Origin of the sequence: Caballeronia sp. LZ033 (assembly GCF_031451265.1) — a bacterium.
Classification (GTDB): Bacteria; Pseudomonadota; Gammaproteobacteria; order Burkholderiales; family Burkholderiaceae; genus Caballeronia.
The window spans coordinates 1,366,621-1,379,595 of the sequence record NZ_JARUXQ010000004.1 but is presented as its reverse complement, the minus strand read 5'-3'; the positions used below and the strand labels follow the sequence as shown (position 1 = coordinate 1,379,595).

The window sequence follows — 12,975 nt, the reverse complement described above, 5'->3', positions numbered from 1 at the left end:
AATCGCACGAGCATAGCCACGTGTGCCGACGCCAGCAACGCTCGCCACCAGACAGTCAAACCAACGTCCCACCCAAAAAAATGCGGCTCCCGAAAGAGCCGCATTCACCTTCAGCATTCAGTTACGCGAATCGTCACGCCCAGTTCGCGTGGAAGCTTCCCGGCTTGTCCGTCCGTTCGAACGTATGCGCGCCGAAGAAATCGCGTTGCGCCTGCACCAGGTTCGCCGGCAGCGTTTCCGAGCGATAGCCGTCGAAGTACGCAATCGCCGACGAGAACGCCGGCACCGGAATGCCCGCCTTCACCGCCGCGACGATCACTTCACGCAGCGCGTCCTGATACTTCGCCGCGATGTCGCTGAAGTACGGATCCAGCAACAAATTCGCGAGTTCAGGGTTGGTCTTGTACGCATCGGTGATCTTCTGCAGGAAGCGCGCGCGGATGATGCAGCCCGCACGGAAGATCTTCGCGATCTCGCCGTAATGCAGATCCCAGTTGTATTCGTCCGATGCCGCGCGCAACTGCGCGAAACCCTGCGCATACGAGACGATCTTCGACAGATACAGTGCACGCCGCACCGCTTCGACGAACGCGGCGCGATCGCCTTCGAAGCCCGGCTTCGGTCCCGACAGCACCTTGCTCGCCGCGACCCGCTGCGTTTTCAGCGACGACAGCACGCGCGCGAACACGGCTTCCGTGATCAGCGGCAGCGGCGCGCCGAGATCGAGCGCGTTCTGGCTCGTCCACTTGCCGGTGCCTTTCTGCGCGGCGCGGTCGAGAATGACATCGACGAGATCCTTGCCGGTTTCCTCGTCCTTCTTCGAAAAGATCTTCGACGTGATTTCAATCAGGTAACTGTCCAGCTCGCCCTGATTCCACTCGACATACACCTTGCCGAGTTCCTCGTTCGACAGACCCGCCACGCGCTTCAGCACGTCATAGCTTTCGGCGATCAACTGCATGTCGCCGTATTCGATGCCGTTGTGCACCATCTTCACGAAATGGCCCGCGCCGTCCGGACCCATGTAGGCCACGCACGGCTCGCCGTCCGGCGCCTTCGCCGCGATCTCGGTGAGGATGGGTGCAACCAGTTCGTAGGCTTCCTTCTGCCCGCCCGGCATGATCGACGGACCTTTCAGCGCGCCTTCCTCGCCGCCCGACACGCCCGTGCCGATGAAATGCAGGCCCGACTTCGCGAGATCCTGGTTGCGGCGGATGGTGTCGGTGAAATGGGTGTTGCCGCCGTCGATGAGAATGTCGCCTTTCTCGAGCAGCGGACGAAGCTGGGCGATGGTGTCGTCGGTGCCGGCGCCGGCCTTGACCATCATCAGGATGCGGCGCGGCTTTTCGAGCGACTGCACGAACTCTTCGAGCGTGTACGTGGGGACCAACTTCTTATCGGGGTGTTCGGCAATCAGTTCGTCGGTTTTCTCGCGGCTGCGGTTGTAGACCGAAACGGCGTGTCCGCGGCTCTCGATGTTCAGGGCCAGGTTGCGGCCCATGACGGCGAGGCCCACCACGCCGATAGCTTGCTTGCTCATGCTTGATCTCCGAAAGACCGAAGCTCCGCGCGGCTCGTGGCGCGCGGCTTCGGGGTGAAAACGTGTCGATGGGAGCGGCGCCCGCGCGTGGAGAGATCGCCTCACGGTGCGGCCGGCGATGGGCCGGACCGGTCAGACGCGCGAACGCAGACCGACCCGAATTTACCACTTTGACGCGCTTCCGGCAGGGAGCGCGCTGTCCGGACGAGCGCCGGACGCCGCCCCGTCTTAGAATGTCAGCCCGCAACGAACACGCCGCGAAGGCGCCCGGAACATGCCGCCCGCACGGCGCGCGCGACGCCATCATTACTCGGTCTACGTCGTCGAATTGTCCGACCAGGTCTGGAACGAAGCGCGCTTTCGCCGCGCCAATCCGGAGTATGTCGTCGGCAAGCCGTTCGTCTATGTGGGCATGACGGGCATCGATCCGGACGTGCGTTTCGACAAGCACAAGGCGGGCATCCAGTCGAACCGCTTCGTGCGCGACTATGGTCTGCGGCTCCTGCCGCAACTTTACGAGATGTACAACCCAATGCCCTACGACGGCGCGCGCGACATGGAAGTGGAACTGGGCATCGGTTTGCGGGAAGCCGGTTATGGCGTCTGGCAGGCTTGAAACGGACTCAATGACAAGGAGCGGGACATGCGGATTCTGGTGGTGGGTGCGGGGGCGATCGGCGGTTATTTCGGGGCGCGGCTGCTGGAAGCGGGCCGCGACGTGACGTTTCTCGTGCGTGAGCGCCGCGCCGAACGCCTGCGGCAATGCGGCCTGAAGGTGAAGAGTCCGGAGGGCGATCTCACGTTCGCCTGTCCGCCGATGACCCTCGCAAAAGACCTTGACCATCCGTTCGACCTGGTCCTGCTGAGCTGCAAGGCTTACGACCTGCAAAACGCGATCGATTCGTTCGCGCCGGCTGTCGGTCCGGACACGGTGATCCTGCCGCTGCTCAACGGCATGGCGCATCTCGACGCGCTCGACGCGCGCTTCGGCGCGGCCAACGTGCTCGGCGGCCAGTGCGTGATTGCCGCGACGCTCGATGCCGAAGGCGAGATCGTCCATTTGAACAACATGCATTCGATGACGGTCGGCGAGCGCGCGGGCGGGCGTTCCGCGCGCATCGAGGCGGTCGCCGCCCAGCTCGATGGCGCCGGATTCGAACTGAACGTGAGCGAGGACATCCTGCAATCGATGTGGGACAAATGGGTGTTCCTCGCCACGCTCGCGACCGGCACGTGCCTGATGCGTGCGCCGATCGGCGACATTCTCGATGCGCCCGGCGGCGAAGACGTGCTCAGGCGGCTCTTCATGGAGTGCCAGGGCGTCGCGGCGGACAACGATCATCCGCCGCCGGAAGCGGTCATCGAGCGGGCGCGCGCGAGCTTCGGGCAACGCGGCTCGCTGCTGACCGCGTCGATGCTGCGCGACCTCGAGAACGGCGCGCCGATCGAGGCGGATCACATCGTCGGCGATCTGATCGCGCGGCGGCGCTCGAAGGTGGAGGGCGCATCGATGCTGGAAGTGGCGTACGCGCATCTGAAAGCCTACGAAGCGCGCCGGACGCGCACCGCAAGCGCATGACTGAGCAACACGCGCCGCGTCCCGGCATCGCGGAACTCTTCACGGGCTTTCTCACGCTCGGACTGACCGCGTTCGGCGGGGCGCTGCCGCTGGCGCGGCGTGAAATCGTCGAGCGCCGCAAATGGCTCGATGCCGATGAGTTCACCGATCTCCTCGGCCTCTGCCAATTCCTGCCGGGCGGCAACGTGATCAATCTGTCGGTGGCGATCGGCATGCGCTTTCGCGGCGTGCCCGGCGCGCTCGCGGGCCTGCTCGGGCTGCTGGTCGGGCCTTCGCTGATCGTGATCGGACTCGGCGTGATCTATCAGCGCACGCATCAGGACCCGCGCATCGCGCATTTGTTCGCCGGACTCGCGGCAGCCGCGGCGGGCTTGCTGATCGCGATGGCGGTGAAGCTCCTCTGGCCGCTGCGGCGCAAGCCCGAGGCGGCGGCCGTCGCGCTGCTCATGTTCGCGGCGATCGCGTTCCTGCGCACGCCGCTCCTGCCGACCATGCTCGTCTTCACGCCGATCTCGGTCCTGGTCGCGTGGAAGGTGGGCCGATGAATCACGACCTGGTTTCGCTCGCGGCCATCTTCAGCCAGCTCTCGCTGCTGGCGTTCGGCGGCGGCAATTCCATCCTGCCGGAGATGCAGCGTCAGGTCGTGCAGGTGCACGAATGGATGTCGAAGGCCGATTTCTCGGCGTTGTTCGCGCTTGCGCAGGCGGCGCCGGGCCCGAACATGATGGTCGTCACGCTGATCGGCTGGCATGTGGCCGGCTGGCCGGGCGTGCTGGTCACGTCGATTGCGAAATTCGGGCCGTCGTCGCTGGTGACGATGGCCGCGCTCCACGCGTGGGAACGCTTCAAGACGCGTCCGTGGCGGCGCACCGTGCAGCTCGGGCTCGTGCCGATCACGGCAGGACTCGTGGCGGCGAGTGCGCTGCTGATCGCCGAAGCCTCCGACGAAACCATGATGCTGACGGCGATCACCGGCGCCGTCGCGCTGTTGTCGTATCGAACGAAGCTGCATCCGCTGTGGCTGCTGGCGGCCGGCGCGCTGATCGGCCTGACGGGATTCGGGCAATGACGCGTATATGCGGCGGGCAGGCTTCCTGCTGAAAAACTCACAACCAGGACACAAGGACGAACGCCATGACGACGACCCTCGAATACGTGAAGACCGCGCCGGAACGCGCGGAACTCGACACCGCGCGCGGCCCGCTGGTCGTGGAGTTCGGCACGGACCGGTGCGGCCATTGCCGCGCGGCGCAGCCGCTGATCGCGCAGGCGTTCCAGGGGCATGGCGCAGTGCGGCACATGAAGATCGAGGACGGCAGCGGCCGGCCGCTCGGACGCTCGTTTCGCGTGAAGCTCTGGCCGACGCTCGTCTTTTTGCGCGATGGCAAGGAAGTCGCGCGGCTCGTGAGGCCGGGCGATGTCGCCCAGATCAGCGACGCGCTCGCGCAGATCGAGGCACCGTCCGCGCAATAACGCCGCGATGCGCAATGCCGCGACGGCATTGCGCTTTGTCATTGGATTCCGAAGCCGGCGAGCCGATCGCGCTAATCGCTTTGCACTATCTCAATCGCGGACCGCAGGTCGGAACGTCCGTCAGGCTTGACTTGAGACGCCGGCATGTCTTTTTGTTTTGTGGCTTAGGGCCACCCCGCAGCGCGAGTTATCGCGCGTGGCGGGGTCAGGCGTACCGGAGTTTTTTCCCCGATTAACGAAAACCTCATCCAGCAAACCGAGGGTTTTCGCTCAGTCCTGCTATGTCGAGCAAAGTTGTATGATAACCCGACAACCTGACAGGACTCAGGACGTCGTCATCGCATGTTCGAGAAGATCCCGCCGCGTGCGCTGTCCGACACTGTCGCGCAGCAACTGCAGAAGCAGATCGAGAAAGGCAGCTTCGCCGGCACCGGCAAGCTGCCGAGCGAGGCCGTGCTCGCGCAGCAATTCGGCGTCAGCCGCACGGTCATCCGCGAGGCCATCTCCCGGCTCAAGAACGAAGGCATGGTGGAGCCGCGCCAGGGTAGCGGCGTGTTCATCGTCGAGCGGGCGGGCATCCGGCCGCTGCGCATCGATTACGCGCAGGCGGTCGAGCCGGGCGCCGTCGTGCAGATCCTCGCGCTGCGCCGCGCCATCGAGGCCGAAGTGGCCAGCGAAGCCGCGCTCCGCCGCAGCGCCGCACACATGGCAGCGATCGACCGGGCGCTCGCGCAGATCGACGTGGCCGTGCGCGAGGCGCGCGACGGCGTCGCGGAAGACGTCGCGTTCCATCGCGAGATCGCGACCGCCAGCGGTAATCCGTATTTCCTGAAAACGCTCACCTTCCTGAATCAGTATCTGGAAGCGGGCACGCTCGTCACGCGCGGCAACGAAGCGCTGCGCGAGGACTTCATGCGGCAGGTGCGCGAGGAACATGCGGCGATCGTCGAGGCCATCCGCGCGCGCGATGCCGATGCCGCACGCCGCGCCGCGCAGACGCATCTCATCAACGCCGCGCGCCGTCTGGCGGAAGCGGGCATCTGCTGAATCCCTATCCGACCGAAGAGGAAGACATGACGAGAAACGTGGGCGTTATCGGGCTGGGCGCGATGGGCATGGGCGTCGCCCGTTCGCTGTTGCGCGCGGGCTTCGCCGTGCACGCGTGCGATGTGCGCCAGCCCGTGCTGGACGCGTTCGCGGCGGAAGGCGGCGTGGCCTGTGCATCGCCGGCCGAACTCGGCGCGCAATGCGACGTGGTGCTGACGGTCGTCGTCAACGCGGCGCAGACCGACGCCGTGCTGTTCGGCGAAACCGGCGCCGTGCCCGCGATGAAGGCGGGCGGCGTGGTGCTCGCGTGCGCGACGGTGTCGCCGCAATTCGCCGCTGATCTCGGCGCGCGCTGCGAGGCGCGGGGCGTGCAGATGCTGGATGCGCCGCTGTCTGGCGGCGCGGCAAAGGCCAACTCCGGCGCGATGACGATGATGACGTCCGGCCCCGCTGCGGCCTATGCCGCCTGCGAGGACGTGCTCGGGGCGATCGCCGGGCAGGTGTATCGGCTGGGCGAAGCGCACGGCGCGGGATCGAAGGTCAAGATCATCAATCAGCTGCTGGCGGGCGTGCATATCGCGGCGGCGGCCGAGGCGATGGCGCTGGGCTTGCGGGAAGGCGTCGATCCCGATGCGCTCTATAAAGTCATCACGCACAGCGCGGGCAACTCGTGGATGTTCGAGAACCGCGTGCCGCACATTCTCACTGGCGACTACACGCCGCTGTCCGCCGTCGATATCTTCGTCAAGGATCTCGGCCTCGTACTGGATACCGCGCGTACCTCGAAGTTTCCGCTGCCGCTGTCGGCGGCGGCGCACCAGATGTTCATGATGGCGTCCACCGCCGGCCATGGCGGCGAGGACGATTCCGCGGTCATCAAGATCTTTCCGGGCATCGAGGTGCCGAAGGGAGCGAAGGCATGACGGGCACCATGCAAGAAGCGCAAGCGCCGCAAGCGCTGCTCGGCTGCATCGCCGACGATTTCACCGGCGCCACCGATCTCGCCAACATGCTGGTGCGCGGCGGCATGCGTACGGTGCAGACCATCGGCGTTCCGGAGGCGGGCGCGCGCATCGAGGCGGATGCGCTGGTGGTTGCGCTCAAGTCGCGCACCATCGACGCAAAGGAGGCCGTGCGCCAGTCGCTCGACGCGCTCGCCTGGCTGCGCGCGCAAGGCTGCACGCAGTTCTTCTTCAAATATTGCTCGACCTTCGATTCCACCGACCGCGGCAACATCGGCCCCGTCGCGGATGCGCTGCTCGATGCGCTCGGCGACGATTTCACGATTGCCTGCCCGGCGTTCCCGGAGAACGGCCGGACGCTGTTTCGCGGCCATCTGTTCGTCGGCGACGTGCTGCTGAGCGAATCGGGCATGGAGCATCATCCGCTCACGCCGATGACCGATCCGAATCTCGTGCGCTTCCTGCAGCGGCAGACGCAATCGAAAGTCGGGCTGCTGCGCTACGACACGATCGCGCAAGGCGCGGACGCGGTGCGCGCGCGCATCGCCGGACTGCGCCAGGAAGGCGTGCGCCTGGCGATCGCCGATGCCGTCTCCGACGCCGATCTCTACACGCTCGGCGAAGCATGCCGCGATCTCGCGCTGATCACCGGCGGCTCCGGCGTCGCGCTGGGCTTGCCGCGCAACTTCGGCGCGGCAAACCGGCTCGCGCATGCGGAACAGGCGGCGGCGCTGCCGTCGATTGAAGGCAAGGCGGTCGTGCTGGCGGGCAGCGCATCAAAAGCGACGAACGCGCAGGTGGCGGCGTGGCGCGCGTCGAGGCCGAGCTTTCGCGTGGATCCGCTGGCGCTCGCGCGCGGCGAGCCGGTGGTCGATCAGGCGGTCGCGTTCGCGCGCGAGCACTTTGGCAAGAACGAAACCGTGCTGATCTACGCAACCTCGTCGCCCGACGAAGTCAAGGCAGTGCAGAGCCAGCTTGGCGTCGAGCAGGCGGGGCAACTGGTGGAAGCGGCGCTCGCCGGGATCGCGCGGCGCTTGCGGGATGAAGGCGTGCGCAAGTTCGTCGTCGCGGGCGGCGAGACTTCCGGCGCGGTCGTGCAGGCGCTGGACGTGCGCAGCCTGCGGATCGGCCCGCAGATCGATCCGGGCGTGCCGGCGACGCAGTCCATCGGCACGCAAGGCGACGATGCGCTCGGCCTCGCGCTCAAATCCGGCAATTTCGGCACCGCCGATTTCTTCGAGAAAGCGCTGCGGGCGCTGTGATGAGATTTTCTGAAGAAGTGGAGAGCACTTCGGAACTGGAGCTATCGACGTCGCCGCGTCGCAGGCCGCTAGCTGAAGCGCCCATCGACGAACCGCGCGACCTCACGACCTCATGACCCTTTCGCAACTTCGCAACTTCGCACCTTCGCAACGGAGACACGAACCCATGCCACGTTTTGCCGCGAATCTCACGATGATGTACACGGAACACGCGTTCCTCGACCGCTTTGCCGCCGCCGCGAAGGATGGCTTCAAGGCGGTCGAGTTCCTGTTTCCGTACGACTATCCGGCCGAGGACATCCGGCAGCGCCTGACCGACCACGGTCTCACGCAGGCGCTGTTCAACGCGCCGCCCGGCGACTGGGCCGCGGGCGAGCGCGGCATCGCCTCGCTGCCGGGACGCGAGGCGGAGTTCCGGCAAAGCGTCGCGAAGGGACTGGAATACGCGGCGGTGCTCGGCAACCAGAAACTGCACGTGATGGCCGGCCTCATCAAGCCTGAGGAATCGCGCGAACGGCATCGCGCGGTCTATCTGGCCAATCTGGCCCATGCGGCCGAGGAAGCGCGCAAGGCGGGCATCGGTATCGTGATCGAACCCATCAACACGCGCGACATTCCCGGCTTCTTCCTGAATCGTCAGGACGACGCGCAGGCCATCTGCGAGGAAATCGGCGCGCCGAATGTGCAGGTGCAGTTCGACATCTATCACTGCCAGATTGTCGAAGGCGACATCGCGATCAAGCTCAAGCGCGACATGCAGCGCGCAAACGCGGGCATCGGGCATATCCAGATCGCGGGTGTCCCGGAGCGTCACGAGCCGGACCTGGGCGAACTCAACTATCCGTATCTGTTCGAGCTGATCGACACGCTCGGCTACGCGGGCTTCATCGGCTGCGAGTACAAGCCGAAGGGCGGCACGTCCGCCGGCCTCGGCTGGCTCAAGCCCTATCTGTGAGGAGACGACGCTCATGAAGATCCTGATCACAGGCGGCGCGGGCTTTCTGGGCCAGCGGCTCGCCAGGCGTCTGCTCGAACGCGGCACGCTCGACGGCCAGCCGGTCACCGAACTGGTGTTGCTCGATATCGCGCGGCCGCACGACGAGCGCCTGCTGAACGACCCGCGCGTGCGCGCCGAAACCGGCGACATCTCGGACCCGGCGGTGCTGCGGCGCCATCTCGACCCGCAGACCGAAGCCGTATTCCATCTCGCGGCCATCGTCAGCGGCCAGGCCGAGGCGGACTTCGACCTCGGCATGAAGATCAACCTCGACGCCTCGCGCGCCCTGCTCGAAGTGTGCCGCGCGGCGGGGCACCGGCCGCGCGTCGTGTTCACGAGTTCGGTGGCGGTCTACGGCGGCACATTGCCCGACATCGTTCAGGACGACACCGCGCTCAATCCCCAATCGTCATATGGAACGCAAAAGGCGATTGCCGAATTGCTGCTGTGCGACTACACCCGGCGTGGCTTCGTGGATGGCCGGGTGCTGCGGCTGCCGACCATCAGCGTGCGCCCGGGCAAGCCGAATGCGGCGGCTTCGTCCTTCGCGAGCGGCATCATTCGCGAGCCGCTTAACGGCGAACGCTCGGCGTGTCCCGTCAGCGGCGATACGCGTGTCTGGCTGCTGTCGCCGCAGCGCGCGGTGGAAGCGCTGATTGCGGGCTGCGAGATCGGGCGCGACAGGCTCGGCGACCGGCCGGTGATCAATCTGCCGGGGCTTTCGGTCAGCGTGGACGAGATGATCGCGGCGCTGCGCGAAGTGGCCGGCGAGGACGCGGCGGCGCGCATCGACTTCCAGCGCGACGAGCGCATCGAGAAGATCGTGTACAGCTGGCCGGGTGCATGGGACACCGCGCGCGCCGAAGCGCTGGGGCTCGAAGGGGACGCCGCCTTCGCCGACGTGATCCGCGCCCATATCGCGGATTCCTGATCCCGCGCCGCGTCTTCTTGCGCTGCCCCGGCGTTCGGGGGCAGCGCGACAGCCGTCATGCTTTCGCTCGCATTTCCGGGCTACACTGTTCGCTTATATGTGACGAACGTCGGCCCGGCGCTGCATGCACCGCGTTGAATCACGAGCGTCCGCACGCTCGTTTCTCCGTCGTTTTCATGCTTCCTGCGCTTGTTTTGCGGCTCCTCTGCGGCTGGATTGCGCCCGAGCTGCGCCGTCTCGTCGCCCGGTGATTACGCATCCTTCCCGCGCGGGAGTCTTCCATGTCGTTGCATCATCTCGTCGATCGATTCGGCCCGGCGATCGTGTTTCTCAACGTAATGGGCTCGGCGCTTGGGCTGCCCGTCCCCGCGATGCCGACCATGATCATCGTCGGCGCGTCCATTGCGCTCATGGCGGTAAACGGCGGCGCGTTCTGGCCGCCGCTCGCGGGCGTACTGTGCGTGGCCGTGGCCGGCGGCGTGATCGGCGATCTCGTCTGGTTCCAGGGCGGGCGCAAGTACGGCGACAAGACCCTCAAGACCATCTGCAAGCTGTCCCTCTCGCGCGATACCTGCGTGAAGAAGACCGAACGCTTCTTCGGCCGCTGGGGCGTCCGCGTCCTGCTGGTCGCGAAATTCATTCCGGGCCTCTCGCTGGTGTCGGTGCCGCTCGCCGGCGCCATGGGCGTCAAGCTGCGCAGTTTCATCGTGCATGACGGCGCGGGCGTGGCCTTGTGGGGCATGGTCGGACTGACGGTCGGCGTCGTCTTTGCCGCGCAGCTCGAAATGGTCTTCGCGCTGATCTCGCAGCTCGGGCGCCAGGCGGTGATGGTGGTCGCGGTGTTGCTGGCCGTCTATGTCGCCTATCGCTGGTGGCGGCGCCGCGCGCTCATGGCGACGCTCGAGAAGGCGCGCATCAGCGTCGACGAACTCTATGCGCTGATGAACGACCAGCCGCTGCCGGTGATCTTCGACATCCGCTCGCCCGAGAAACGCATGCTCGATCCCGCCGCGATTCCCGGTTCGCTGTTCGCCGACGAGCGCGATCTCGCGACGATCATCGAGAACTACGACAAGTCGCGCAAGGTCGTCATCTACTGCTCGTGTCCCAACGAAGTCTCGGCGGCATGGATGGCGAAGACGATGCGCAACGCCGGTTTCCGCGACGTCGTGCCGCTCACCGGCGGTCTCGATGCATGGCGCCTCGCCGGTTTCGAAGTCGCGACGCTGACCGAATTCGGCGAGCTCGTCGCGACGACGCCGGAAGAAGTCGCGGAGATGGCCGCGATGTGCCCATGGTCGGTGAAGTCGGCGGCATCGGCGGCGGCACCATCTAGCGCCTCATCCCTTCATGAAGCTGGTTTGCCACACGGAGATCGCGCATGAGCACCACCCCGTTCGACCATTCCCGTCAGAGCATGCCGAACGTCGTCGCCTGGAGCGCGCGCGAAACGCCCGAGAACCCGAATGTCGTGCCGACGCCCGCCGCCGCGCCGTCCGTCAGCGACGACAACGCGCCGTTCTCGCCGCTCGAAAGCCGCGCGCATCAGATGTTCCCGCGTCTGACCGACGGCGAGATCGAGCGCATGAGCCGCTTCGGCGAGACGTCGCGGTGGCGTAAGGGCGACTGGATGTTCCGCATGGGCGAGACCGGGCGCGGCATGGTGATCGTGCTGAAGGGGCTCGTGCGGGTGACGCGGCGCAATGCGCTCGGCAAGGAGCATCTGGTGGTCGAGCACGGGCCGGGGCACTTCCTGGCCGAAGTGGCGCAACTGTCGGGCAAGCCCTGTCTCGTCGACGGCATGGCGGCCGAGGATGTCGAGGGCATCGTGATTGCGCCGGAGCGGCTGCGGGCGCTGCTGGTGGCGGAGGCGGAACTCGGCGAGCGCATCATGCGGGCGCTGATCCTGCGCCGCGTGGGCTTGATCGAGAAGGGCAGCGGTCCGGTGCTGCTGGGCCAGTCCGACGACGGGCGCCTCGTGTCCCTGCAGGGCTTCCTGCGCCGCAACGGTTATCCGCATACGGTGATCGACGCCTGCGCCGATCCGGACGCGATTGCCTTGCTGGAACGCATCTCGGCCTCCACGGCGGATTTCCCGCTCGTGATCTGTCCGGACGGCACCGTGCTGCGCGCGCCCAGCGAGAACCAGGTGGCGACGCAACTCGGCTGGCTGCCGGAATTCGATTCGGCGCATGTCTACGATGTGGCGATCGTCGGCGCGGGACCGGCGGGCCTGGCGACGGCGGTGTATGCGGCGTCCGAGGGCTTGTCGGTGGCGGTATTCGATTGCCGCGCGCCGGGCGGCCAGGCGGGCGCGAGTTCGCGCATCGAGAACTATCTCGGCTTTCCCACCGGCATCTCCGGCCAGGCGCTGGCCGGGCGTGCCTTCGTGCAGGCGCAGAAGTTCGGCGCCCACATTGCGATCCCGACGAAGATCAAGTCGCTGCACTGCGATTGCGCGCCGATCCAGATCGAACTCGAGAACGGCACGCGCGTCACGTCGCAGACGGTGGTGATTGCGTCGGGCGCGGCGTATCGGCGGCCCGATATCGACGGGCTCGAACGCTACGAAGGGCATGGCACGTATTACTGGGCGTCGCCGGTCGAGGCGAAGCTGTGCAAGAACTCGGAGGTGGTGCTGGTCGGCGGCGGCAATTCGGCGGGACAGGCCGTGGTGTACCTGGCAACGCACGCGAAGCACGTGCACGTGCTGATTCGCGGCGCGGGGCTGGCGGCGAGCATGTCGCACTATCTGGTGGAGCGCATCCGCTCGCTGCCGAACGTGACGGTGCGTACGCATACGCAGATCACGTCGCTCGAGGGCGATGGCCGCGCGTTGAACGCGATCCATTGCAAGACGCCGGACGGCCCGCTCACGCTCGACTCGCGGCATCTCTTCCTGTTCACCGGCGCAGATCCCAACACGGACTGGCTGCGCAACTGCAATGTGAACGTCGATGGCAAGGGTTTCGTGCTGACCGGGCCGGAAGCGCATGAAGGCCGCACCGAGGGCGTGATGGCGCTGGAGACGAGCGTGCCGGGCGTGTTTGCCATCGGCGACGTGCGGTCCAGTTCCACCAAGCGCGTCGCGGCGGCGGTGGGAGAAGGCGCGGCGGTCGTTTCGCAGATCCACGGCTTGCTGGCGAAGCGCCAGGCGCTGGCCGTGCCGGTGTGACAGGCGCTT

At 66.5% G+C, this 12,975-nt stretch carries 13 protein-coding genes; 12 read left to right on the top strand and 1 reads right to left on the bottom strand.

Going from position 1 to position 12,975, the window contains the following annotated elements:
* Positions 1–133: 133 nt before the first annotated feature.
* Positions 134–1,540 carry an NADP-dependent phosphogluconate dehydrogenase gene (gndA, locus tag QCE62_RS33480; RefSeq protein WP_309818836.1) on the bottom strand — a complete coding sequence of 469 codons (1,407 nt, stop codon included), beginning with the start codon at positions 1,538–1,540 and terminating at the stop codon, positions 134–136.
* Between the two features lie 274 nt (positions 1,541–1,814).
* Here gndA and QCE62_RS33475 point away from each other — a divergent pair, with 274 nt between their 5' ends.
* From QCE62_RS33475 to QCE62_RS33420, 12 genes are all read left to right on the top strand, one after another.
* Positions 1,815–2,156 carry a hypothetical protein gene (locus QCE62_RS33475; RefSeq protein WP_309927332.1) on the top strand — a complete coding sequence of 114 codons (342 nt, stop codon included), beginning with the start codon at positions 1,815–1,817 and terminating at the stop codon, positions 2,154–2,156.
* Positions 2,157–2,183: 27 nt separating this feature from the next.
* Positions 2,184–3,119, top strand: a complete 936-nt coding sequence (panE, locus tag QCE62_RS33470; RefSeq protein ID WP_309927331.1) for a 2-dehydropantoate 2-reductase — start codon at positions 2,184–2,186, stop codon at positions 3,117–3,119.
* The gene (locus QCE62_RS33465; protein WP_309927330.1) at positions 3,116–3,664 is read left to right on the top strand and encodes a chromate transporter; all 549 of its coding nucleotides are present in this window, start codon (positions 3,116–3,118) and stop codon (positions 3,662–3,664) included. Before panE ends, QCE62_RS33465 begins: the two co-directional genes overlap by 4 nt.
* Positions 3,661–4,188 carry a chromate transporter gene (locus tag QCE62_RS33460; RefSeq protein WP_309927326.1) on the top strand — a complete coding sequence of 176 codons (528 nt, stop codon included), beginning with the start codon at positions 3,661–3,663 and terminating at the stop codon, positions 4,186–4,188. Before QCE62_RS33465 ends, QCE62_RS33460 begins: the two co-directional genes overlap by 4 nt.
* 65 nt (positions 4,189–4,253) lie before the next feature.
* Positions 4,254–4,592, top strand: a complete 339-nt coding sequence (locus QCE62_RS33455) for a thioredoxin family protein (RefSeq protein WP_309927325.1) — start codon at positions 4,254–4,256, stop codon at positions 4,590–4,592.
* A 342-nt stretch (positions 4,593–4,934) separates the two neighbouring features.
* Positions 4,935–5,639, top strand: a complete 705-nt coding sequence (locus QCE62_RS33450) for a FadR/GntR family transcriptional regulator (protein WP_309927323.1) — start codon at positions 4,935–4,937, stop codon at positions 5,637–5,639.
* A 26-nt stretch (positions 5,640–5,665) separates the two neighbouring features.
* Positions 5,666–6,562, top strand: coding sequence for an L-threonate dehydrogenase (gene ltnD / locus QCE62_RS33445; protein ID WP_309927319.1), 897 nt, complete (start codon positions 5,666–5,668; stop codon positions 6,560–6,562).
* Positions 6,559–7,863 carry a 3-oxo-tetronate kinase gene (gene otnK / locus QCE62_RS33440; RefSeq protein ID WP_309927317.1) on the top strand — a complete coding sequence of 435 codons (1,305 nt, stop codon included), beginning with the start codon at positions 6,559–6,561 and terminating at the stop codon, positions 7,861–7,863. The genes ltnD and otnK overlap by 4 nt, the downstream gene beginning before the upstream one ends.
* Before the next feature lie 166 nt (positions 7,864–8,029).
* Positions 8,030–8,818, top strand: a complete 789-nt coding sequence (gene otnI, locus QCE62_RS33435; protein ID WP_309927315.1) for a 2-oxo-tetronate isomerase — start codon at positions 8,030–8,032, stop codon at positions 8,816–8,818.
* 13 nt (positions 8,819–8,831) lie between these two features.
* The gene (denD, locus tag QCE62_RS33430; protein WP_309927313.1) at positions 8,832–9,791 is read left to right on the top strand and encodes a D-erythronate dehydrogenase; all 960 of its coding nucleotides are present in this window, start codon (positions 8,832–8,834) and stop codon (positions 9,789–9,791) included.
* Between the two features lie 281 nt (positions 9,792–10,072).
* On the top strand, positions 10,073–11,176 hold the full coding sequence (locus QCE62_RS33425) for a DedA family protein/thiosulfate sulfurtransferase GlpE (RefSeq protein ID WP_309927312.1): 1,104 nt from the start codon (positions 10,073–10,075) through the stop codon (positions 11,174–11,176).
* Positions 11,173–12,966, top strand: coding sequence for an FAD-dependent oxidoreductase (locus QCE62_RS33420; RefSeq protein WP_309927310.1), 1,794 nt, complete (start codon positions 11,173–11,175; stop codon positions 12,964–12,966). Before QCE62_RS33425 ends, QCE62_RS33420 begins: the two co-directional genes overlap by 4 nt.
* Positions 12,967–12,975: the final 9 nt, after the last annotated feature.

Excerpts from the sequence above, each read along its gene's own strand:
- QCE62_RS33460 (WP_309927326.1), top strand. The coding sequence starts at position 3,661 with ATGAATCACGACCTGGTTTCGCTCGCGGCCATCTTCAGCCAGCTCTCG.
- QCE62_RS33455 (WP_309927325.1), top strand. The coding sequence starts at position 4,254 with ATGACGACGACCCTCGAATACGTGAAGACCGCGCCGGAACGCGCGGAA.
- gndA (WP_309818836.1), bottom strand. The coding sequence starts at position 1,540 with ATGAGCAAGCAAGCTATCGGCGTGGTGGGCCTCGCCGTCATGGGCCGC.
- QCE62_RS33420 (WP_309927310.1), top strand. The coding sequence starts at position 11,173 with ATGAGCACCACCCCGTTCGACCATTCCCGTCAGAGCATGCCGAACGTC.
- QCE62_RS33425 (WP_309927312.1), top strand. The coding sequence starts at position 10,073 with ATGTCGTTGCATCATCTCGTCGATCGATTCGGCCCGGCGATCGTGTTT.
- denD (WP_309927313.1), top strand. The coding sequence starts at position 8,832 with ATGAAGATCCTGATCACAGGCGGCGCGGGCTTTCTGGGCCAGCGGCTC.
- QCE62_RS33465 (WP_309927330.1), top strand. The coding sequence starts at position 3,116 with ATGACTGAGCAACACGCGCCGCGTCCCGGCATCGCGGAACTCTTCACG.
- panE (WP_309927331.1), top strand. The coding sequence starts at position 2,184 with ATGCGGATTCTGGTGGTGGGTGCGGGGGCGATCGGCGGTTATTTCGGG.
- otnI (WP_309927315.1), top strand. The coding sequence starts at position 8,030 with ATGCCACGTTTTGCCGCGAATCTCACGATGATGTACACGGAACACGCG.
- QCE62_RS33450 (WP_309927323.1), top strand. The coding sequence starts at position 4,935 with ATGTTCGAGAAGATCCCGCCGCGTGCGCTGTCCGACACTGTCGCGCAG.
- ltnD (WP_309927319.1), top strand. The coding sequence starts at position 5,666 with ATGACGAGAAACGTGGGCGTTATCGGGCTGGGCGCGATGGGCATGGGC.
- otnK (WP_309927317.1), top strand. The coding sequence starts at position 6,559 with ATGACGGGCACCATGCAAGAAGCGCAAGCGCCGCAAGCGCTGCTCGGC.
- QCE62_RS33475 (WP_309927332.1), top strand. The coding sequence starts at position 1,815 with ATGCCGCCCGCACGGCGCGCGCGACGCCATCATTACTCGGTCTACGTC.